Here is a 22,582-nt window from a genome sequence, read left to right on the forward strand (position 1 = left end):
CTTTTTTTCGACCGTATTTTTTTAGGCCTTGATGCGGGCCTCGACGCGCGCGAAGAGCCGCTTGAACCAGACGCCGAGCAGCGCATTCGAAGGCGCGAGTGCGGTGGAGCAGGCAAGAATGCGATAGACATCGTTGCGCGTGACCTTCGAGGTTTTCGCGGGATCGAGCCAGTCGTCGTTCTCGACGAGGCGTTCGAGCGTTTCGAGGCCGATGAGAATGGGCCAGAGGCAGGCGAGACGGAGACGCACCGAAAGGCGCGGCAGCGCGAACGTATAGTCGATGGCCGCGCGGAAATGATCGAGCGCGATGCGCACGAGTTCGAGCATGATCGGCCGTGCGCGCGCCGAGGCGCCGGGCTGCAGCAGGTCCTGCGCGGTGAGCCCCGCCTGGGCCAGCATCGAAGCGGGCAGATAGCAGCGGCCAATGCGCAGATCCTTACCGCAGTCCCGCAGCACGTTCACCATCTGCAAGGCCTTGCCGAAGCGGATGCCGCGCACGTACATGGTTTGTTCCAGCGAGGGCGCGAGCGTGCCGGGCAAGTGCATGTAGGTCATCTTCGTCCAGAACTCGCCAACGCAGCCCGCCACGAGATAGGTGTAGCGGTCGAGTTCGTCCCATGTGTTGAGCGCGGCCACCTGGCCCGAACGCTCGTCGGGGAACGTGCGGAGATCGAACTCCATGCCTTCGGTGAGCGTCGTGACGATCTCGCGCACGGCCTGGCGGTCGGCCTCGTCGAGTTGCGCGAGCACGTCGAGCGCGCCGCCCAGCGATTCGAGCAGCAGCTTCTCGTCCGATTGCGTCTGCTGGCCCGCAACCTCGCCCGCGAGATCGGCGAGCAGGGTGTCATGGTTCATCGCGCCGTTCACGCGCTCGCGCAGCGCGAGCAGCAGGGCGAGGCGCCGCTCGGGCGGGATCAGCGCGGTGTCGGCAATGGTGTCGGCGGCGCGCGCGAGCAGATAGGCTTCGCCCACGGGGTCGCGCATGCCGGCGGGCAGCACGCGCATCGTGAGGTAGAACGAACGGGAAACGCCTTTGAGCAACGGGCCCAACAGGAAGGCCCGGGTAGAATTCTGCATGTCGGATAGGGGCAGCGGGGGACGGATCGGACGCAGCCGCATTGTATCGTGGACGAGGGAGACGAGGCCCGTTGAGACCCGAACGCGCGTTTTACGACCTCCAGGTGGGTTTCGCGCGCACGGCGGCGCGCCTGGCGGACACGCCGCTCGCGGCGGCGTTGCTCGACTGCACGAACCTCTATGTGCGGTTCGGCGCGGGGCGCACCTTCGATCACACGCATCCGCTCTGGGCCGCCTATATAGAGGGTCTTGATGAGCACGCAAGCGTTGCGGAGCAGTGCGAGTGGACGTGGCGTTACTTGCAGCGTTGCCCGACCCATCTGGCGGCGCCTGAGGTCGCCCTGACGGTTGGCTGCTTCTCTTGCGCGCAGGAACCGCATGGCGGGGTTCGTCTGCATTTCAATGCCCAAACCGACAACGGCATGTCGCCGCTCGATGCCCGGCAACTCGCCGAGCGGCAAGGCGAGTTGCGGACGTTAATCGACCAGCTGCGCGGGCAACTGCGCGAAAGCGGTCGTGCGTCGAGCGACGTGCTCGTCCACGGCACTTCCTGGCTCTACAACGTGCCCGCTTACCGGCGGATCTTTCCAGCGGCCTATATTGCGAGTGCGCAGCCCGTCGCCCGCCTGCGTGCGCTCTCGCTTTGGGGCCAATTTCTCGACCGTAACGGCTGCGTGCGCAACGAGGCGGCCGCGATGCTGCTCGCGCGCATCGAACGTGCAAGTGCCTTCGCGGAACTTTTGTCTTGCTTTCCCTTACAGGCGCTAGCGGTACAGGCGAGCGTCGAGGTGTTTGCCGATAGAAAGCGAACGTAACCGATACGGTTACCAAAAATTTTTCAAGGCAACCGTGACAGCGTGCAGGCGAGAGGAGATTGAAAGCCGCTGCATGCATGCAGGGCATTGGCCCGGCGCGCAAATGGGTGCGTGCGAAACGACCGGACCCGGCCCTTGCGCAATATTGATGAAAGTAATCCCTGTAATGCAGGGGTAACGCGCACATCGCGCCCAGCGCACTAGACTCCGCCGATGCTTTTGTCACGGAGCGCCGCTCATGCCCTCGTCCCCGGCTCTTGCCATTCATTCCCTGCGCGATTTCGAGCTGACTGCGGACGGCCAGTACCTGATGGTGAACGGCAATCAGCCGGACAGCGTCGCGCTGCATTGCTCGGTGATGCATGAACTGCTCGCCGCGCTTTCCAACGCGATTGGCCGCTCCGAGCGCATCCGCCACAAGACCGCGAGCGTGAAGTTCACCATGCCCTGCGAGGCCTGGGAGGTCGGCCGCGAGTCGGGCGACGTGCAGCATCTCGTGGTGAGTTTTCGTCTGCCCGGCGGCGCCGAATTGTCGTTCCGTCTGCAGCCTGCGCAAGCCGTGCACATGACCGAGGTGCTCTCGCTCGCAACGGGGCTCGCCAAGATGCGCCTGCCTGGCCGCGCGAGCATGCAATAGGCGTGGCGCGCCGGCCTCGCCTGGCGCATCCGTTGTACACCCCGCATCCGTGGATGCCGGCCCCGCGCGTCTCGCGCCGGTAATGGCGCATTCGGCACTTTCAAGGCTCTTTCGTTGGCTTCACATTCGACCTCCCGCATGACGGCATCAACTACCACGGCGCGCTATGCACGCGCACTGACTCTCGCCGGCTTCGGCATCGGCGTGACCGCTGCGGCGCACGCCACCGAGCCCTTCGTGGTCCAGGATATCCGCATCGACGGGCTGACGCGCATCGAGCCCGGCACCGTGTTCGCCTATCTGCCGATCAAGCAGGGCGAGACCTTCACCGACGACAAGGCCTCCGACGCCATTCGCGCGCTCTACGCGACGAGCCTGTTCAGCGACGTGCGCATTTCCACACAGGGCCGCACGGTGGTCGTGCAGGTGCAGGAGCGGCCCGCAATCGGCACGATCGACTTCGCGGGTATCAAGGAATTCGATAAGGACAACTTGGCGAAGGCGCTCAAGTCGGTCGGTCTCTCGCCGGGCCAGAGCTACGACAAGGCGCTCGTCGACAAGGCGGAGCAGGAACTCAAGCGACAGTACCTCACGCGCGGCTACTACGCGGCAGAAGTCACGACCACGGTCACGCCGATCGACCGCAATCGTGTCGGGCTGCTGTTCTCCGTGGTGGAAGGGCCGAGCGCGAAGATCCGCCAGATCAATTTCATCGGCAACAACACGTTCAGCGGCGGCACGCTGCTCGATGAAATGCAGCTCTCCACGCCGAACTGGTTCTCGTGGTACACGAAGAACGACCTGTACTCGAAGGAAAAGCTCACTGGCGACCTCGACAACGTGCGCTCGTACTATCTCGACCGCGGCTATCTGGAGTTCAATATCGATTCGACGCAGGTTTCGCTGTCGCCCGACAAGAAGGACATGTATCTGACGATCGGGATTCACGAGGGCGAGCCCTACACGATCTCGAGCGTGAAGATGGCCGGTAATCTGCTTGACCGCGAGGCGGAGTTGAAAAAACTCGTGGGCATCAAGCCGGGGCAGCGTTTTTCGGCGCAAAAGCTCAAGGACACGACCAAGGCGATCGTGGACAAGCTCGGCGAATACGGCTACGCATTCGCGACCGTGAACGCGCTGCCGGAAATCGACCAGAAGGACCACACGGTTGCGCTCACGCTACAGGTCGATCCGAGCCGACGCGTGTACGTGCGCCGCGTGAACGTCACTGGCAATACACGCACGCGCGACGAAGTCGTGCGCCGCGAAATGCGCCAGCTCGAAAGCTCGTGGTTCGATTCGAACCGTCTCGCGCTTTCGAAGGACCGCATCAACCGCCTTGGCTACTTTACCGACGTGGACGTGACCACGGTGCCGGTGGAAGGCACGCCGGACGAGGTGGACGTGAACGTGAAAGTGACCGAGAAGCCCACCGGCACGCTTTCGCTGGGCCTTGGCTACGGTTCGGGCGAAGGGCCGATCATCTCGGCGGGTATTTCGCAGGACAACGTGTTCGGCTCCGGCAATAGCCTCTCGCTGAACGTGAATACGGCCACGACGTACCGTACGCTCTCAGTCACGCAGGTTGATCCGTATTTCACGGTGGACGGCATCAAGCGCATTACCGACGTCTACTACCGCACGACCGAGCCGCTTTACTACTCGAGCACGAACGACACGAGCTTTCGCATCATTTCGTATGGCGCGGACATGAAGTTCGGCATTCCGTTCTCCGAGACCGACATGGTGTATTTCGGCCTCGGCATCGAGCAGGACCGCCTCGACGTCGATTCCAGCACGCCGCAGACCTATATCGACTATGTGAACGAGTTCGGGCGCGTCTCGAACACGGTGCCGCTCACCGTGGGCTGGTCGCGCGACAACCGCGACAGCGCGCTGGTGCCGAGCCGCGGCTACTATGCGCAGGCCAACGCCGAATACGGCACGCCGGCTGGCACGCAGTACTACAAGGGCGATGCGCAAATGCAGTATTACTACTCATTCGCGCGCGGCTTCGTGCTGGGGCTGAACTTCCAGGGCGGCTACGGCAACGGGTTGGGTGGCAAGCCGTATCCGATCTTCAAGAACTACTATGCGGGCGGTATTGGGTCGGTGCGGGGCTATGAGTCGGGCTCGCTCGGGCCGCGCGATACTACGACGAACGATCCTATCGGCGGATCGAAGATGGTAGTGGGTAATATCGAGTTGACGTTCCCGCTGCCCGGCACGGGTTATGACCGCACGCTGCGTGTTTTCACGTTCGTGGATGGCGGTAATGTGTGGGGCACGGAAGGCAGCAGCACTGGGGCGAATGGCTTGCGGTACAGCTATGGCGCGGGGCTTGAATGGATCTCGCCGATCGGGCCGCTCAAGCTTGATCTGGGCTTCCCGATCGTCAAGCACGCGGGTGATCAGTATCAGAAGTTTCAGTTTCAGATTGGGACTTCGTTTTGAGCTTTTTTTGCGGTTCTTTTGTGGGTTTGGCCTTTTCTTTTATTCGCGTCGGTATGCAGGCGTTGCCCCTGTGCGGGGCGGCACCTACTTTTCTTTGCCGCGGCAAAGAAAAGTAGGCAAAAGAAAGCCGCTTAAACCGCTAGCGCCTGCCACGGTTCACCTCGCACCATTAATGGTGAATGGCTCCGGAGCGTCTGTCACCTCGCACCTTCAAGGTTAGTGACAAGGCAGTCATTCATCCCGCTGCTCGCTACGCGCGCTGTGGTCGGGTCTGCATGGGAAACCAAGGGGCGTTGCCAGGCTTCGCGAGAATGCACGCGCACCAATGGTTTTTGGTTATGCCCTTCGGCGCGCGGAGCGCCGCCGGAAGGATGAGCGCCTTGTCACTCCGTTTGAGGGCGAGTGGCGACAGACGCTCCGGAGCCATTCACTATCTACGGCGAGATGTGAACCGTGGCAGGCGCTAGCGGTTTAAGCGGCTTTCTTTTGCCTACTTTTCTTTGCCGCTGGCAAAGAAAAGTAGGTGCCGCCCCGCACAGGGGCAACGCTAACATACCAACACGAATACAAGGAAAGGCCAAAACAGCCAGAACAACAACAAGAAAAAGCAACCAATCAAATCAGCAACTCAAGCGAGTGATAAAGCCGCCTGCGCTCAGGATTAGCAGAAGCCTCACCAGCATGAATCGCCTCCTTGAGGCATTCCAGAAAGCATTCAGCCGCAGCGGAAAGCGGCACACCGCGCCGGGCGACCACGCTCACCACCGTGCGATCCACCTCCTCCTGAAGCGCGAGCGCACGCAAATTGTCGCGCGCAAACCGCGTTTCCACCAGCGGCCACGGAAAGATACTCACCATATCCGTGTTCATGATAAGCCCCATCGCCACCACGAACGAGTGTGCCAGGTGCACATTGTTCGGCATCGGCAGGCCGTGACGCAGGAAGACGTCGTCGGCGATCATCTCCTTGCTTGCAGGGTCCCAGTTGAGCAACCATTCGCAATCCTGAAGTTCTTTCAGCGATTGCGCATGCGAGAGCGGATGGTCCTTGCGCACCACCACGGCCGACTCTGTGGCGAAGATCGGCGTCTGCGTGAATTCTGCATGCAGCGAAGCGGGCCCGGGCTTGCCTAGCGAGAAGTCGAGCGAGCCGTCGCGCAGCCGCGGCATCACGATATTGAGCAGGCCTTCGTAGAACTCCAGCTGCATGCCGGGCATGCGCTCCCGAAACAGCGTGACGGCGTCCGGCAGAAAGGAGAGGGCGAGCCACGGCGTCACGCCGATCGCGAGCTTGCCGCCACCTCGCCCCCGCCGCGCATCGAGTTCGTCCTGGGCGCGCGACATCTGGTGCACGACCAGCCGCGCATGAACGAGCAGCGCCTGGCCCGCCTCCGTGAACGCAATGCCGTTCGCGTTGCGCGTGACGAGTGCGATTTGCTGCTCGGCTTCGAGCTCGCGCACCGCCTTTGTTGCTGCAGCTGGCGAGATGCCGAGCGCACGCGCGGCCGCGCGAATGCTGCCGGTATCGGCCATGGCGACGAGCGCGCGGAACTGGTGGAACTTCATAAGGGATAACCCGAGTGCGCACTTCTGGTTGGCGGGCCAACTATTTTAGGGCTGTCGGCGCCAGACAGACGTCATTATTCTCAAGCGAATTCGTCGTCCCCTCCGGAGAGAATTCGTATGAACACGATGGCTATCCCGGCGGCAATCGCCGCGATCGAAGAAGAGATGATCGCGCTGCGCCACGAGATCCACGCGCATCCCGAACTGGGCTTCGAGGAATTCGTCACGAGCGACCTCGTCGCGCAGCGGCTCACCGAGTGGGGCTACGAGGTGCACCGCGGGCTGGGCGGCACGGGTGTCGTAGGCACGCTCAAGGTGGGCGATGGCAGGCAACGCCTCGGCCTGCGCGCCGACATGGACGCGCTCCCCATCCACGAAAACACCGGCCTCGACTACGCGAGCCGCATTCCCGGCAAGATGCACGCGTGCGGCCACGACGGCCATACGGCCATGCTGCTCGCGGCGGCGAAGCATCTCGCGCAGTCGCGCAACTTCAGCGGCACGCTGCACCTCATTTTCCAGCCCGCAGAAGAAGGCCTGGGCGGCGCGAAGCGCATGCTCGACGAAGGCCTTTTCGAGCGCTTTCCCTGCGACGCCGTGTTCGCCATGCACAACATGCCGGGCTTCCCCACGGGCAAGCTCGGCTTTCGCGCGGGGCCGTTCATGGCCTCGTCGGACACGGTGATCATCGACATCGACGGGCGCGGCGGCCATGGCGCGGTGCCGCATAAGGCGATCGATCCGGTGGTGGTGTGCGCCAACGTCGTGCTCGCGCTGCAGACCATCGTGTCGCGCAACGTGCCGCCGCTCGACATGGCGATCGTCACCGTGGGCGCGATCCATTCGGGCGACGCCCCCAACGTGATTCCGCAAACCGCGCAAATGCGCCTCTCGGTGCGCGCGCTGCGCCCCGAAGTGCGCGACTTGCTGCAGGAGCGCATCACGGCGCTCGTACACGCGCAGGCGAGCGCGTATGGCGCGACGGCGCGCATCGACTATCAGCGCCGCTACCCGGTGCTCGTGAACGACGTGGCGATGACGGACTTCGCGCAGGACGTGGCGCGCGACTGGCTCGGCGAAGATGGGCTCATTCACGACATGGCGCCGCTCACCGGCAGCGAGGACTTCTCGTTCCTGCTCGAGCGCTGCGCGGGCAGCTACCTCATCATCGGCAACGGCGACGGGGAGGGCGGCTGCATGGTGCACAACCCCGGCTACGACTTCAACGACGACTGCCTCGCCACCGGCGCGGCATACTGGGTGCAGCTCGCCGAACGCTTCCTGCGCGGCTGAAGCCCGCAGCCAGCGGGCAATCGCACCACGATAAGAGACACGAGACACACGAGGAGACACCCGATGAACGCCACGTCGATTCAGGCGCCGGCCGCTGCCGCCCAGGCTTCCACGCGCCGCTCGCGCGCGAAGGCCATCTTCGCGATCACGCTTGGCAACGGGCTCGAGTTCTTCGACTTCACGGTCTACAGCTTCTTTGCCTCGATCATCGGCTCGCTGTACTTCCCGGTGCATGGCTCGCTGAACCAGTTGATGCTCGCCGTCGGCAGCTTCGGCGTGGGCTTCGTCGTGCGTCCGTTCGGCGGCATCGTGATCGGTGCATTTGCGGACCGCGTGGGTCGCAAGGCCGCCATGACGCTCACGCTCTGGCTCATGGCGCTCGGCTCGGCGCTGATCGCCTTCGCGCCCACCTATGCGCAGATCGGCCTCGCGGCGCCTGCGCTGATCCTGCTCGCGCGTCTAGTGCAAGGCTTCGCGGTAGGCGGCGAAGTGGGCGCCTCGACATCGCTCCTGCTCGAATACGCCGACGACCGCTCGCGCGGCTTTTACGGCAGCTGGCAGTTCGTGAGCCAGGGCCTGAACACGGTGTGCGGCGCGCTCATTGGCGTGGCGCTTTCCACCATGCTCTCGCAGGCCGCGCTCGAAAGCTGGGGCTGGCGCGTGCCGTTCGTGATCGGCATGCTGGTCGTGCCGGTAGGCGTGTACATCCGCCGCCATCTCGACGAAACGCTCGTGAACCCCGTCGAAGTCGAAGACGCCGAACCCGTGGCCGACATGGCGCGGCCGTTGCGTGAGATTTTCGGGCGTCATCGCACGGCGCTCGTGGCCGGCATCGTCACGACTATCGGCGGCACGGCGGCGAACTATATCGTGCTGTTCTACATGTCGACCTATGCGATCAAGATTCTCGGCTTGCCGATGTCGGTCGGCATGAGCGCGGCCCTCGTCGCGGCGCTCGTCACGGCGATCTGCTCGCCGTTCGCCGGCTCGCTTTCCGACCGCCTGGGCCGCAAGTGGGTGATGGGTGTCTCGCGCGTGCTGCTGATCGCCGTGATCTATCCGGCCTTCATGGTCATTCACGCCATGCCGACCGTCGCCACCGTGCTAGCGGTCGTGGCCGTACTGGGCGCGATCGTCGCGTTCACGGCGGTCCCCAATATCGTGATGCTGCCCGAACTCTTTCCTCAGTCGATTCGCGTGACGGGCATGTCCGTGGTCTATTGCGTGGGCGTGTCGATCTTCGGCGGCTTCGCGCAGTTCTTCGCGACCTGGCTCATCAAGCTGCTCGACAATCCGCTCGCGCCCGCGTGGTATCTGATCGGCTGCGGGGCCGTCTCGCTGCTCGCACTGCCGCTCATTCGCGAGCCGGCGGGCCGTCCGCTCGATTAAGGCTTCCCTTCGGCCGCTACGCACTTTTAGCGGCCGTGTCGTGTTTATTTACCAGACGTTTACGCGGCGCTGCCTAGAATCGGTTCGTGTTCAACTCAAGCGCGCCGCCCCAAACGGCGGCGTGCGCACAACACGTATGCCGTCTATCGTCTCGCAGGGCCCGATTTCCCGCGGTGCCCGCTCCGCCGCCACGCCGCGGCCCGTTCTCTCGCTGCGCGACTCGCGCAAGCCCCTTCACCCGGCAACCCATCGCACAACAGTGCAGCTGGTCGTGCGCGTGCCCACGAGCGAAGCGCAACTCGCGCGATGCACGCTGCATGGTCTGGTTGGCAGCGCGCTCGGCGTGCATACAATCGATATCGATCGCCGCAGCGATCTCGCTTGCCTGCACGTTGAACTCGATCGCCGCCGCGTGGTCGAGGCCATGGCGCTGCTGATGCGCACGCTTTCGTGTGCGGAATTCGGCGCGGTGCGCGGGCTCGATCGCGCCGCCTGATTCGCAACGCGTGGCGCAACCGCCGCTGCGACGGTTGTGCTACGCCTGAATGTTCTCCCGCCGGCACATCACGCGACGCACGTTCCGTGCGTCCGCAATCTCCGCTTCCCGTGCTCTCCCTTTGTCCCTACGCAAGCGTTGTGCATATTCATGCGAACGTTAGCGAACGGTTCAAGTACCTTCATTTCGGATTTCGAAACGAATTCGGTCACTATTGCTCCGTGAGTGCCGGTCTTGTCATCGCGTGCGACTTTTTGGCCGTCCTGATTCTGCGTTCTCCCGAAAAACAGTAGTATTCGCTCGAGCACCAAAGTCAGTTTGGCGATTTGATTCGACTCGATCGCCCGCGCGCGCCTGATTTGGGGTTCGTCGGTCCAGCGCAGATCGTCGATAACAACGGAGAACAGCATGACTCACGAATTTCGGGTGGCCAGCTTGTGCCTGTCGCTGGGATTGCTGGTAAGCGTCGTTGCATGTCATGACAACAAACCTGCTGCTGAAACACGACCTGCCGCAAACGTCGACGTGATCAATGTTGCGCTGCGCGACGTACCGGTGGTCTTCGAATACGTAGGGCAGACAGAAAGCTCACAGCAGGTCGAAATTCGCGCGCGCGTGAACGGCTTCCTCGAAAAGCGCGTCTATACCGAAGGCTCGCTGGTCCATGCGGGCGACGTGATGTTCGTCATGGACCGCAAACCCTTCGAGGCCGCGCTCGATGCTGCGCAGGCCGAGCTTGCGCAGCAGAAGGCACGGCTCGTCACCGCGCAGGCCAACCTCAACCGCGTACGTCCGCTCGCCGCGAAGAACGCGTTGAGCCAGAAGGATCTCGACGACTCGGTCGGCCAGGAGCAGGCGGCCGCCGCCGCGGTCGAAGGCGCACGCGCGAATGTCATTAGCGCGACGCTCAATCTCGGCTATACGACGATCGTTGCGCCCGTGACCGGTCTTTCGAGTTTCGCGAAGAAGCAGGACGGTTCGTATATCGATGCGACCAACAGCCTGCTCACCTACGTGGCGAAGCTCGATCCCATGTGGATCAACTTCTCGCTCTCCGAGAACGAGATGCTCGATCTGCGCACGCAAACGCAGAACGGCACGCTCAAGCTGCCGCCCGTCGGCAAGCTCGAAGCAGTGATCGTGCTCGCGGACGGCAGCATCTATCCGGAGCGCGGCCACATCGCGTTTACCGACGCCTCGCTCAGCTCGGAAACCGGCACCTACCTGATTCGCGCGGCCATGCCGAACCCCACGGGGTCGCTGCGGCCGGGTCAGTTCGTGCGCATCAAGCTGCTGGGCGCGCTGCGTAGTTCTGCGGTGGCCGTGCCGCAGTCGGCGGTGCAGCAGGGGCCGCGCGGCGCGTATGTGTGGACTGTCGACAAGGACGGCAAGGCGCAGCAGCGCGTGGTGGAAACGGGCGAATGGAATGGCAACGACTGGGTGATCAAGTCGGGTTTGCATCCGGGCGATCATGTCGTGATCGACAATACGCTGCGGCTCATGCCCGGTGTGCCGGTCAAGGCGAATCTCGTGGCCACGCCGCCCGCGACCGTCAATATTGGCGGGCCCGACGCCGGTGCAGGCGGCGGGGCGCAGGCGGGTGCGGCCGGGGCTTCCGGCCCGGCGGCTGCCAACGCCAACGCCAAAGCTCAGGCCAGCGCGGGCACGAGCGCCGCTCAACCGGGCGCTGCATCCGGCGCCGCCGACGTGCTGGGCGAACACACCGCGCTTTACTTCGCGTCGGGCAGTTCGAGCCTCGACGCCCAGTCGGCCGACGCGCTCGCGGGCGTGGCGCGCCGTCTCGTCGCGGAACCGGGCATGCGCGTGGTGATTTCCGGCTACACCGATGCGAGCGGCTCGCAAGCCGCGAACCAGCGTCTCGCGGCTGCCCGCGCAGGCACGGTGCGCGCGGCGCTGGTCGTGGCCGGCGTGAAAACGGAGCGCATCGAGATGCGCAAACCGGCGCAGATCGTCGCCAACGATCCGCCGGACAAATCCCGCCGCGTGGACGTCACGTTCTCGCCCGCCGCGGGAGGCTGAACGATGAAGTTCTCCCACTTTTTTATTGACCGGCCAATTTTCGCGTCGGTCCTCTCGATCGTGCTCGTCGTCGCGGGTCTGGTGTCGATGTTCAACCTGCCGATCGCGCAGTTTCCGGACATCGCGCCGCCTACCATCACGGTGAGCGCCACGTATCCGGGCGCGAGCGCCGATATCGTCGCGCAGAACGTGGCCGCGCCGATCGAACAGCAGGTGAACGGCGCGGACAACATGATGTACATGAACTCGTCGAGTTCCTCGACGGGCAACATGACGCTCACGGTGTACTTCAATATCGGCACCGATCCGTCGCTCGCCCAGGTGGACGTGCAGAACCGCGTGAACCTCGCGCTGCCTTTCCTGCCCGATTCGGTGACGGCCCAGGGCGTGTCGGTGCAGAAGCGCTCGTCGGCGTTCATGATGGTGATCGCGATCTATTCGCCCGATAACGCCTACGATGCGTCCTATGTGGCGAACTACGCGAACGTCTACGTGCTCGACGCGCTCAAGCGCATTCCGGGCGCGAACCAGGCGTCGATCTTCGGTTCTGCTGACTATGCGATGCGCGTGTGGCTCAAGCCCGACCGCATGGCGAAGCTCGGCATTACCGTGGCCGACGTGCAGAATGCGATTGCGCAACAGAACCAGCAGTTCTCCGCGGGCCGGCTCGGCCAGGCGCCGACCAGCAAGCCCGTGAACCAGACCTTCCCGGTGACGACGAAAGGCCGCCTCACCGAGCCCGCCGATTTCGACAACATCATCCTGCGCGCGGCGTCGGGCGATGCGGCGATCGTGCGCCTCAAGGACATCGGCCACGCGGATCTGGGCGCCAAGGACTATTCGCTGCGCGGCCGCTACAACGGCAAGACGGCCACACTGCTCGCCGTCTATCAGCAGCCCGGCGCGAATGCGCTGCAAGTGGCCAAGCAGGTGCGCCAGACACTCGAGCAGTTGAACAAGAGCTTTCCGCCTGGCCTCAAGTATGAAGTCGCGCTCGATACGACCGAGTTCGTGCACGAGTCGATCAACGAGGTGGTCCATACGCTGCGTGATGCGGTGATTCTCGTGATCATCGTGGTGTACATCTTCCTGCAAAGTTTCCGGGCGACGCTCGTGCCGCTGCTCGCAGTGCCCGTGTCGATCATCGGCGCGTTCATCGGCATGGAGGCGTTTGGCTTCTCGATCAACATGCTCACGTTGTTCGGCATGGTGCTAGCCATCGGTATCGTGGTGGACGACGCGATCGTGGTGATCGAAAACGTCGAGCGCAACATGACCGAATTCAAGCTGCCACCAAAGGAAGCGGCCAAACGCGCGATGGACGAAGTGAGCGGGCCGGTGGTGGCGATCGTGCTGGTGCTGCTCGCGGTGTTCATTCCGGTGGCGTTTCTCTCAGGCATCACGGGACAGCTCTACAAGCAGTTCGCGGTGACGATCGCGGTCTCAGTGGTGCTTTCGGGTATCGTCGCGCTCACGCTTTCGCCCGCGCTCGCAGCCATCCTGCTCAAACCGGGCGAGCACAAGAAGAACCGCTTTTTCCGCTGGTTCAACGAGAAGTTCGATCGCCTGACCGAGGGGTATGGCAGCTGGGTGCAGACCGCGATACGCCGCGTGCTCCTCTCCATCGGCCTGATCGTCGTGATGCTGATCGCAACCGTCGGCCTGTTCAGACATATTCCATCGTCGTTCCTGCCCGTGGAGGATCAGGGCTATCTGTTCGGCGCGGTCGTGATGCCCGACGCGGCGAGTCTGGACCGCACCGGCGACCTTTCGAAGAAGGCGGAGGACTGGTTCGCGAAACAGCCTGCCGTGAGTTCGGTGGCGGCGCCGATCGGCTACAGCCTGATCGACTCGCAGTACAAGTCGAACGCGGGCACGCTGTTCGTGACGCTCAAGGGCTTCAAGGATCGCGGCGAAAACGGTTCCGCGCAGGACTTGATCCGCGATGCCACCAAAGCGTTCTCCACGTTCAAGGACGGCGTGGTCGTGCCGCTCAATCCACCGTCGATTCCAGGCCTCGGCACAACGGGCGGATTCGAGTTCTGGCTGCAGAGCACCGGCGACGGCAGCTATCAGCAGCTCGAGGAAAAGGTGCGCCAGGTGATTGCAAAGGCGCGCCAGAACCCGGCGCTGCGTGGCGTGAATTCGACCATCAACACGAATTCGCGCCAGTTGCTCGTGGAAGTGGATCGCGAGCGGGCGGAAACGCTCGGCGTTCCGGTTCAGGACATCTATTCTGCACTCCAGACGATGTTCGGTTCCTTGTACGTGAGCCAGTTCCCGAAGGGCAGCCGTCTCTTCCAGGTGATCATCCAGGCCGAGCCGCAATACCGCTTGAGCCCGGACGATATCCAGCAGCTCTATGTGCGCAACCGCAACAACGACATGGTGCCGATCAAGGCCGTGACGACTTCGCGTTTCGTGCCTGGACCTGACATCGTCAACCGCTTCAACAACTTCCCGGCGGCGAAGATCACCGGCGACGCGGCGCCGGGCCACAGCTCGGGCGAGGCGATCGCGGCGATGGAGCAGATCGCCAACGAAGTGCTGGGCGACGGCTACAGCTACGAATGGAGCGGCCAGGCGTACGAAGAGAAGAAGGCCGGTTCGACGGCGGCGCTCGTGTTCGGCTTCGCACTGCTGATGGTGTTCCTCATTCTGGCGGCGCAGTACGAGAAGTGGTCGCTGCCGGTTGGCGTGCTGCTGGCCGTGCCGTTCGCGATTTTCGGGGCGCTGGTGGGCATCCTGTTGCGCGGCATGGAAAACGACGTGTACTTCCAGATCGGCTTGACCGTGCTGATCGCGCTCGCGGCGAAGAACGCCATTCTGATCTTCGAGTTCGCCGTTGAAATGCGCGAGAAGGAGAACATGTCGCCGTACGAGGCCGCGCTGCACGCCGCCAAGCTGCGTCTGCGGCCGATCATCATGACCTCGCTCGCGTTCATCCTGGGCTGCGTGCCGCTCGCCATCGCCAGCGGCGCATCGGCCGCGAGCCGGCGCTCGCTCGGCACCGGCGTCATCGCGGGCATGCTCGGCGCCACGGTGATCGCGCTGTTCTTCATTCCGATGTTCTTCTGGGGACTGGAAACGCTCTCGTCGCGCAAGAAGGCGGCCGCCACGCCGCATGCCGGCACGCCCCCTGTGGCGCCGCCTTCGCAGGAGGGCTGAGCGATGAAGACACGTTCGAATCTGACGAATCGCGCGCTGCGTCCGCTCGCGCTGGTCGTCGCGACGGTTTGGCTTGGCGCCTGCGCGGTCGGGCCCGACTATCACCGTCCGGCGGTCGAGACGCCGTCGACGTTTCGCTACGCCGCGCCGCAGGCGGAAGCCGTCGACACCTCGCTCGACTGGTGGACGCAGTTCAACGACCCGGTGCTCAACGACCTCGTCGCGAGGGCGCTTACGCAGAACAAGGATCTGCTGATTGCGGCGGCGCGCGTCGAGGAGTTCTACGGGCGCTACGTCGTGACGCGCGCGGGCCTGTTCCCGCAGGTTTCGGCGAACTTCGGTGCGTCGCGCAGCCGTGGCGTTCCGGCGCCAGGCTTCCCGCCCGTGGTCGGCAACCAGGTGGAGCTGAACGGCGCGGTGTCCTGGGAACTCGATTTGTTCGGCCACTTGCGCAGGCTCACTGAAGCCGCGCGCGCCGATTATCTGAGCACGCAGTCTGCCCAGCAGGCCACGCGCATCGCCATCATCGCGAACGTGGCCACGTCGTATCTGCAACTGCGCGACTTCGACAATCAACTCGTCATCGCGCAGGACACGCTCGAAAGCCGCAAGGGCGCGCTCGATCTCTTCAATGAGCGCTATTCGGGCGGTGTCGTTTCGAGGCTGCAGGTGAGCCAGGCGCAGTCGGAGTACCAATCGGCGCAGACCTCCGTGTACTCGATCCAGCAGCAGATCGCGACGCAGGAAGACGCCATTTCGCTGCTCCTGGGCCAGAACCCGGGGCCGATTCCGCGCGGCAAGTCGATCACCGAGCTCACCGCGCCCGCCATTCCCGCCGGTCTGCCTTCGACGCTGCTCGAGCGCCGGCCCGATATTCTGCAGGCCGAACAAACGCTCATTTCGGCGAATGCGTCGATCGGCGCGGCGCGCGCGCTGTATTTCCCGCAGATTTCGCTCACGGGACTGTTCGGCGCCGCGAGTACGGCGCTTTCGGGGCTCTGGACCGGCCCCGCGCGCGTATGGTCGTTCGCGGGCGCGGTCACGCAGCCGATTTTCGAGGGCGGTGCGATCGCGGGTGGCGTGCATCAGGCCGAAGCCGTGCAGCAGGAAGCGCTCTTCACCTACGAGCAGACGATCCAGCAGGCGTTCGCCGATGTCGAGAATGCGCTCGTGGGCGTGGCGCGCACGCGCGATCAGCTGGATTCGACGACGCGCCAGGTGGCGGCGCTCACGGAATACACGTCAGTCGCGCGCGATCTGTACGAAGGCGGCTACACGAGCTATCTGGAAGTGCTCGACGCCGAGCGCAGTCTCTTCAATGCGCAGTTGCAGCAGTCGTCGCTGCAGGACCAGGAACTCGCGCAGATCGTGAGCCTGTACAAGGCGCTCGGTTATGGCTGGACGCCGGCAGCGCCGCCGCCGGCGGCAGACAGCGCGAAGCCGTCGCAGTCTTAAGCCGCGACGGCTGCGCTTCGAGGCGGGGTGGCGAAAGGCGAACCTGGCGCGGGCGCGCCGGTTCGTTTCATGGAGTTTCCGACATCAGCCAGCGCAGCGATTGCGGCGCGGGCCTGGTGGCTTTCGCGATTGGCTGGGCTTTGGGCGCCGGCTTCGCGACTTTTTGCAGCTGGATGGGCCGGGCGGCGTTGAGGGCGGTTGCATGGCCGCCGGTTTGCGCGAGCGCAGCGGGGCTCGCCGATGCCAACGCGAGCAGCGCGGCGGCGAACGTCAGGGCGAGGGGGCGAGTCATCTGGGTTCTCCCGCGTGAGTCAGCGGCCGGCAAAGAGGCAAAGGAGGGCCGGCGCTGCAAGCGGAAGTATGTTCTGAGGATAGCCACCACGCGTCCATCATTTGATGGAGAAACGCGTGGCCTGTGTGGGGAACCCCGCTTATCGGGTTCGGGCCTAGTCGGCGGGGCGGCGGTCGGCGAGCGCGCGTTCGCAGTCCTTGAGCACTTGCAGGACGAGCTTGGCCTGGTAGTTCAGGTCGTCGGTGTCGAGAATTTCCTCGACGGCGTCGCGCGCCCAGACCGCGTCCACGAACCACGCGTGCTGCTGCGCGATGTCCTGCGCCATGGCAGCGAGGCGCGCGATCGCGAGCCAGTCGGCCTCGCGCGCGTGCCGGTCGAGCCACTTGTGCGCCGCCTGGACGTGAAAGGCCGCGTTGGGCCAGGATTCGTTGAGATAGTAGGCCCCGAGGCTCCCGCAGGTGAGCCAGCAGAGCAGCTCCACGCGATCGCGCGGACTCAGATGGTGGCGTACATCACTCATGGCGACGCTCGCGAAAGTAACAGAGTTCGATTGACGGGTGCGTGCAGACTTCGAATCCGATGACAAAACGATATCACGGCTCGTGGAAAATCGCCTGCCCCGCACTGGCGCTGCACGCACGGGTGTTACATAGATAGCGTCGCCTGGCGGCGCGTTGTATGCAAACCAGGAGTGACACCAGGATGGCGCGTACAGCTATGCGGTTTGCGGCGTTTCGCGTGCCTGCCCATCGCGCCCCTTGATCTACGCGCTTTTGCCGCCTGCTTTCCCGGCGAGCTGGGCGGCCGTGTCCACCGCGCCCATCGCGTTCGCCACGTCGAGCGCGGTATTGCCCGCGGCGTCGTGCGCCGCCGGGTTCGCGCCGCGAGCCAGCAGCAGGTCGACGATATCGGAGCGGTTGAACATCGCGGCGATCATCAGCGCCGTGCGGCCGTCGGGAGAGGCGCCTTCCACGTCGGCGCCGTTTTCCAGCAGGGCGCTGACCACGTCGGCGTAGCCCTTGAACGCCGCGCCCGCGATCGGCGTTTGGCCGTTGTCGTTACGCAGGTTGGGGTCGGCGCCGCGCTGCACGAGCGCGCGCACGGCGGCGGCGTGGCCGTGATAGCTCGCGAGCATCACGAGGCTGTCGCCTTTTTCGTTGCGCAGGTTCGGCGGCAGGCCCTGGTCGATAAGTGTGGCGAGCGTGGCCGCCGCGCCGCGGCGCGCGGTGTCGAACACCTGGCGCGCGAACTCGACGAAACGCGGATCGAACTCGCCGCCGTCTTCGCCGGAGCCGGACGAAGACGATGAGGGTGGGGAGGGCGGCGGGCTGGCGGTCATGGCGGTCTCCTGGTTCGGATCGCATTTCGATTCGGGGCGGTGTGCCGCCGTCGAGGCTTGCCCATTGTCGCCGATCTTCGCGAGGCGCGAGGCGCGAGGCCAGCGCGGCTTGCGCGCGCCCTAATGAAAAAGGCGCTGCCCGAACCGCTGAACAGCGGCCGGCACAGCGCCTTCCTTCGCGGCGGAACCGCTTGACGCTCAGGGCACGAGCCAGAGCGCGACGGCGTAGATCACGAGCGACACGGCGAACGTCACGGCGGTATAGCCCATCACGCGCTGGATGCGGATGCCCGCGATCGCGACGATCGGCACAGCCCAGAACGGCTGCAGCATGTTCGAGACGTTCTCGGCCATCGCCACGCCCATGGCGGTGCGCGGCACCGAGGCGTGCAGGCTCAGCGCGGCGGGCAGCACGAACGGCCCTTGCACGGCCCAGTGGCCGCCCGCGCTCGGCACGAGCAGCGTGATGATGAGCGAGCTGAGATAGCTCCAGAGCGGCAGCGAAAGCGGCGTGGCGATCGTGACGAAGGCCTTGGCGATCATCGAGGCGAGGCCCGTGCCCTTCATCATGCCCATGATGCCGCCGTACACGGGGTACTGAAGCAGCATGGAGCCGGTCTGGCGCGCGGCGCGGCGAATGGCGTTCGCGTAGGCGATAGGCGTGCGCTGCAGCGCGAGGCCGATCAGCAGGAAGATCAGGATCGTCGTGTTGATGTCGAGATCGAAACCCTTTTCGCTCCATTCCATCGCGAGATAACCCGCGCCGAGTGCGATCAGGAGCAGCGTGCCGAGCATCGACTGTTCGAGGCGCGAGGCGAACGAAGGCGTGCCGTTGCCGACGCGCGCGTGCGGGTCGTCGCTGGCGCCGGCATCGTTCGCTTCGGCTTCGGCCGCCTGGCTGAACGGCGCCACGTGCTCCGGCTTCGGATGCATGCGGATGAAGATGAACGTCATCACGACCACCACGAGCACGGTGGGGATGAAGACGAACGGCGCGAACACGGTCTGGCTGAGCGGAATCACGTGGCCGGTCGCCTTTTCCACGAGATTGAGCGCGTTGCCGGGCGAGGCCTGCGAAAGGGCGATCGAGCTGGAGAGCCCGCTATTGCAGATCGACCATGCCGAATAGCTGCCCGCCACGAGCCACGCGAAATCCACGTTCACGCGCTTGGCGATCTCACGCGAGAGCAGCGCGCCCACGATCAGGCCCAGGCCCCAGTTCAGCCACGCGGCGACGGCGACCACCGGAAACACCAGCAGCGCCGCGCGCGCCGGCGTTTGCGCCTTGGCCGCGAGCGCGCGCAGCACGCGCTGGATCACGGGCGCTTCGGCAATGGCATAGCCCGTGGCGAGGATCAGGATCATCTGCAGCGCGAAGCCGAGAATGCCGAACGTGCCTTCGTACCAGGAGCTGAGCAGCGTGGGGAGATTGCCGTGCGGCGCGATGATGAGCGCGAGCACCGCGACGAAGAAGGTGAGGCAGATGGACAGAACGAAGGGGTCGGGCATGACCCGCTCGAAAACATACACGAGGGCGGCGACGACACCCTGGCGGGAATCGCGCGTTTCAGTCTGGAGGTCTCTTTTCATGCTCTTTGCGCTATAGCGTGTGGCTACTGGCTGGCCGGAGCGGACAGGAGGCGTTGCTTGCGGGTGGTCCCGGCACCGTGCGGCTGGCGAGCCAGGCGCACGGTGGGCGGGGAGGCAGGTGCGGCTCCTCCATCAGCGAGAGGCGATGCCGCCCCGGCGCAGCGGGTTCATATCACGCCTTGCACGCGCGAATTCGCACGGCAAGACGGCCAGCCCGTTCTTGTTGTTCTTGTGTTCGCAATTCGAACACGGTTTCGATTATCGAACGACGCATTATTCGCTTCATGCTGAGTGGATGTCAAGGTTGCGATAGCGTGTCGATGCAGGTTGTTAACGCTAAATGAGGGCTGAATGTATGGTAGTTGTAATAATAATGAAATCAGAAAGAAATTTCATAAGCGTCACGCGGACTACCTAAAATGCAGAAGCGGGAACCGCTTTCGCGCGCACGCAGACCCCCTCACGAGCTGTAAATCACTGCATTCAGGAGACAGAAGATGACGATTCGTCTTGGAGAAGATGCACCCGATTTCACCGCGGAGACCACCGAAGGCAAGATTCATTTCCACGAATGGATCGGCGACCAATGGGCCATTCTGTTTTCGCATCCGAAAGATTTCACGCCCGTTTGCACGACGGAACTCGGCTATATGGCGAAGCTCAAGCCGGAGTTCGACAAGCGCAACACGAAGATCATCGGTCTGAGCATCGACCCGGTGGACGACCATGCGAGGTGGGCGAAGGACATCGAGGAAACGCAGGGGAGCGCCGTCAATTATCCGATGATCGGCGACCCGGATCTGCACGTCGCGAAGCTCTACGACATGATCCACCCGAACGCGAGCGGCGCCAGCCCGCGCACGGCGGTCGACAACGCCACGATACGCGCAGTGTTTCTCATCGGGCCGGACAAGAAAGTGAAGGCGATGTTCGTCTACCCGATGAGTTCGGGCCGCAATTTCGACGAGGTGCTGCGCCTGCTCGATTCGCTGCAGCTCACGGCGAAACACTCGGTGGCGACACCGGTGAACTGGAAGCCGGGCGACGACGTCATCATCCCGACTTCGGTTTCCGACGATGCGGCGAAGCAGAAGTATCCGCAGGGCTTCAAGACGCTCAAGCCGTATCTGCGTACGGTCGCACAGCCTAAGTAACGCTGCGCGTCACGACGCGCCAAAAAAAACGCGGCGCACTTGGCAGTGCGCCGCGGACCACGGGCCAGGTAAGCTCGCGCCCTACGCAGCCCGGACAGGGGAAAGCGGTCGAATCAGTTCGAAGGCGTAGGCCGCCACTTGAGCAAACGATGCTCGAGCGCGGTGAGCACATAGTCGGCGGCCAGCGCGACCACGGCGAGCACGATCATCGCGGCGAACACGCCGCTCGCGTTGAACGCGCCCTGCGCCGTCGAGATCAGCAAACCGATACCTTGCTTCGAGCCGAGGAATTCGCCCACCACGGCGCCGACCAGCGCGAAGCCGAAGCTCACGTGCAGGCTCGCGAGAATCCACGAAAGCGCTGAGGGAATCACGACCGAGGTCGTCACCTGGCGTCGCGACGCGCCGAGAATCTGCGCATTGGCGATCATGTAGCGGTCGGCCTCGCGCACGCCCTGGAACGCATTGGCGAACACGACGAAGAACACCATCACCACGGCGAGCGCCACTTTCGACGCCATGCCGAGCCCCAGCGCGATCACGAACACCGAGCCGAGCACCACGCGCGGAATCGAGTTGGCGATCTTGATGTAGAGGCTGAATACATCGGAGAGCAGCTTGTTGCGGCCAAGCACGATGCCGCAGAACACGCCGGCCACCGAGCCGATGATGAAGCCGAGGCCCGTTTCTTCCAGCGTGACCCAGACCTGCGTGAGCAGCGGCCCTTGCGAGGTGCCGTTCACGAACCAGTCGATGATCTGGTCGAAGATGGCTGTGGGCATCGAGAAGAAGAACGGATCGATCCATTTGAGGCGCGCGGCGAGTTCCCAGCCGCCGAGCACGACGACGAGCACGAGAATACGCAGCGAAATGACGAGCAAATTGCGCTGACGAATGCGCTTTTGCGCGGCGCGCTCGACGGCGTCGAGCGAGGCGGGATCGAGGCCTTGCGGCAGGGTTTGTTGCGGGGTGGACATAGTGAACGGCTCCGGTGTTAGGCGATCTGCACTTCTTCGCGCAGGTCGTGCCAGATCTGGCGCGACAGTTCGACGAAGTGCGGCGCGTAGCGGATTTCGGACGTCACGCGCGGGCGCGGCAGATCGATCTCGTAGACCTTCTTGAGCGTGGCCGGGCGCGCGGTCAGCACGAACACGCGGTCGGCGAGCGCAATGGCTTCTTCGAGGTCGTGCGTGACGAATACGACCGACCCCGTGCCGCCCCACAGCTGCAGCAGCTCGTCCTGCATGAGCGTGCGCGTTTGCATGTCGAGCGCCGAGAACGGCTCGTCCATCAGCAGGATTTCGGGCTTGTTGATGAACGTCTGCGCAAGCGCGACGCGCTTGCGCATGCCGCCAGAAAGCTGATGCGGATAGTGCTTGCCGAAATTGGCGAGGCCCACGCGGCGCAGCCATTCGTTGGCTTCGTCGTAGGCCGCCGACTTCGAGCGGCCGCGATAGAGCGGACCGGCCGCCACGTTGTCGAGCACCGAGCGCCACGGGAACACGGCGTCGGCCTGGAACACGAAGCCGATGCGCGGATCGATGCCGTCCACGGGCGCGCCCATCACGCGCACTTCGCCCGTGGTGGGTTTGAGCAGGCCCGTGATCATGCTGAGCGTGGTGGACTTGCCGCAGCCCGTGGGCCCGACGATCGCGACGAACTCGCCGCGCGCGACCGACATGCTGAAGTCGCGCAGGGCGACGGTCGCCTTGCCGTCCGGTGAAATGAAGCGGCACGAAACGTGGCGCAGCTCGATGGCCGGCGTGCCTTGGGAATGGGAGGAAGTCATTGTCTCAGTGGGCTGAACGTGGGGCCGG

At 64.2% G+C, this 22,582-nt stretch carries 18 protein-coding genes; 10 read left to right on the forward strand and 8 right to left on the reverse strand.

The features are described 5' to 3' along the window. Positions 1–21: 21 nt before the first annotated feature. Positions 22–1,077: a phytoene/squalene synthase family protein gene (locus A3CW_RS0119495; RefSeq protein ID WP_028205066.1), complete on the reverse strand. Its 1,056-nt coding sequence runs from the start codon at positions 1,075–1,077 to the stop codon at positions 22–24. Between the two features lie 71 nt (positions 1,078–1,148). Here A3CW_RS0119495 and A3CW_RS0119500 point away from each other — a divergent pair, with 71 nt between their 5' ends. The 3 genes from A3CW_RS0119500 to bamA all read left to right on the forward strand — a co-directional run bounded on the left by A3CW_RS0119500 (position 1,149) and on the right by bamA (position 4,983). Further along, positions 1,149–1,892, forward strand: a complete 744-nt coding sequence (locus tag A3CW_RS0119500) for a hypothetical protein (protein WP_028205067.1) — start codon at positions 1,149–1,151, stop codon at positions 1,890–1,892. A 238-nt stretch (positions 1,893–2,130) separates the two neighbouring features. Next, positions 2,131–2,529: a hypothetical protein gene (locus A3CW_RS0119505; RefSeq protein WP_028205068.1), complete on the forward strand. Its 399-nt coding sequence runs from the start codon at positions 2,131–2,133 to the stop codon at positions 2,527–2,529. Positions 2,530–2,667: 138 nt separating this feature from the next. Next, positions 2,668–4,983, forward strand: coding sequence for an outer membrane protein assembly factor BamA (gene bamA, locus A3CW_RS0119510; protein ID WP_028205069.1), 2,316 nt, complete (start codon positions 2,668–2,670; stop codon positions 4,981–4,983). A gap of 615 nt (positions 4,984–5,598) precedes the next feature. Here bamA and A3CW_RS0119515 read toward each other — a convergent pair. Next, positions 5,599–6,549 carry a LysR substrate-binding domain-containing protein gene (locus A3CW_RS0119515; RefSeq protein WP_028205070.1) on the reverse strand — a complete coding sequence of 317 codons (951 nt, stop codon included), beginning with the start codon at positions 6,547–6,549 and terminating at the stop codon, positions 5,599–5,601. A 117-nt stretch (positions 6,550–6,666) separates the two neighbouring features. Here A3CW_RS0119515 and A3CW_RS0119520 point away from each other — a divergent pair, with 117 nt between their 5' ends. The 6 genes from A3CW_RS0119520 (at position 6,667) to A3CW_RS0119550 (ending at position 16,390) form a co-directional block, all read left to right on the forward strand. After that, complete coding sequence (locus A3CW_RS0119520) at positions 6,667–7,842, forward strand: M20 aminoacylase family protein (protein ID WP_028205071.1); 1,176 nt, start codon at positions 6,667–6,669, stop codon at positions 7,840–7,842. A 63-nt stretch (positions 7,843–7,905) separates the two neighbouring features. Beyond that, a complete protein-coding gene (locus tag A3CW_RS0119525; protein ID WP_028205072.1) occupies positions 7,906–9,231 on the forward strand; it encodes an MFS transporter in 1,326 nt (441 codons plus the stop codon). Positions 9,232–9,367: 136 nt separating this feature from the next. Further along, the gene (locus A3CW_RS51075) at positions 9,368–9,727 is read left to right on the forward strand and encodes a hypothetical protein (RefSeq protein WP_051481580.1); all 360 of its coding nucleotides are present in this window, start codon (positions 9,368–9,370) and stop codon (positions 9,725–9,727) included. A gap of 408 nt (positions 9,728–10,135) precedes the next feature. Then, on the forward strand, positions 10,136–11,767 hold the full coding sequence (locus A3CW_RS0119540; protein WP_028205074.1) for an efflux RND transporter periplasmic adaptor subunit: 1,632 nt from the start codon (positions 10,136–10,138) through the stop codon (positions 11,765–11,767). A gap of 3 nt (positions 11,768–11,770) precedes the next feature. Continuing rightward, a complete protein-coding gene (locus A3CW_RS0119545) occupies positions 11,771–14,935 on the forward strand; it encodes an efflux RND transporter permease subunit (RefSeq protein WP_028205075.1) in 3,165 nt (1,054 codons plus the stop codon). 3 nt (positions 14,936–14,938) lie between these two features. Beyond that, on the forward strand, positions 14,939–16,390 hold the full coding sequence (locus A3CW_RS0119550) for an efflux transporter outer membrane subunit (RefSeq protein ID WP_051481581.1): 1,452 nt from the start codon (positions 14,939–14,941) through the stop codon (positions 16,388–16,390). Between the two features lie 67 nt (positions 16,391–16,457). Here the strand turns inward: A3CW_RS0119550 and A3CW_RS0119555 are convergent, their stop codons facing one another. From A3CW_RS0119555 to A3CW_RS0119570, 4 genes are all read right to left on the reverse strand, one after another. Continuing rightward, a complete protein-coding gene (locus A3CW_RS0119555) occupies positions 16,458–16,682 on the reverse strand; it encodes a hypothetical protein (RefSeq protein WP_028205077.1) in 225 nt (74 codons plus the stop codon). Positions 16,683–16,836: 154 nt separating this feature from the next. Then, a complete protein-coding gene (locus A3CW_RS0119560; RefSeq protein ID WP_028205078.1) occupies positions 16,837–17,202 on the reverse strand; it encodes a hypothetical protein in 366 nt (121 codons plus the stop codon). A 243-nt stretch (positions 17,203–17,445) separates the two neighbouring features. Then, positions 17,446–18,021, reverse strand: coding sequence for an ankyrin repeat domain-containing protein (locus A3CW_RS0119565; RefSeq protein ID WP_028205079.1), 576 nt, complete (start codon positions 18,019–18,021; stop codon positions 17,446–17,448). Between the two features lie 198 nt (positions 18,022–18,219). Further along, complete coding sequence (locus tag A3CW_RS0119570) at positions 18,220–19,611, reverse strand: short-chain fatty acid transporter (protein WP_028205080.1); 1,392 nt, start codon at positions 19,609–19,611, stop codon at positions 18,220–18,222. A gap of 497 nt (positions 19,612–20,108) precedes the next feature. Here A3CW_RS0119570 and A3CW_RS0119575 point away from each other — a divergent pair, with 497 nt between their 5' ends. Beyond that, on the forward strand, positions 20,109–20,765 hold the full coding sequence (locus A3CW_RS0119575; protein WP_028205081.1) for a peroxiredoxin: 657 nt from the start codon (positions 20,109–20,111) through the stop codon (positions 20,763–20,765). Between the two features lie 113 nt (positions 20,766–20,878). On the opposite strand, the gene A3CW_RS0119580 is transcribed toward A3CW_RS0119575, so the two are convergent. Together A3CW_RS0119580 and A3CW_RS0119585 are read right to left on the reverse strand one after the other, a co-directional pair. Continuing rightward, on the reverse strand, positions 20,879–21,742 hold the full coding sequence (locus A3CW_RS0119580) for an ABC transporter permease (protein ID WP_028205082.1): 864 nt from the start codon (positions 21,740–21,742) through the stop codon (positions 20,879–20,881). A gap of 17 nt (positions 21,743–21,759) precedes the next feature. After that, positions 21,760–22,554: an ABC transporter ATP-binding protein gene (locus A3CW_RS0119585; protein WP_028205083.1), complete on the reverse strand. Its 795-nt coding sequence runs from the start codon at positions 22,552–22,554 to the stop codon at positions 21,760–21,762. Between the last annotated feature and the right edge of the window lie 28 nt (positions 22,555–22,582).

The sequence above is a fragment of the Paraburkholderia nodosa DSM 21604 genome (genome assembly GCF_000519185.1).
GTDB classification, from domain to species: Bacteria; Pseudomonadota; Gammaproteobacteria; order Burkholderiales; family Burkholderiaceae; genus Paraburkholderia; species Paraburkholderia nodosa.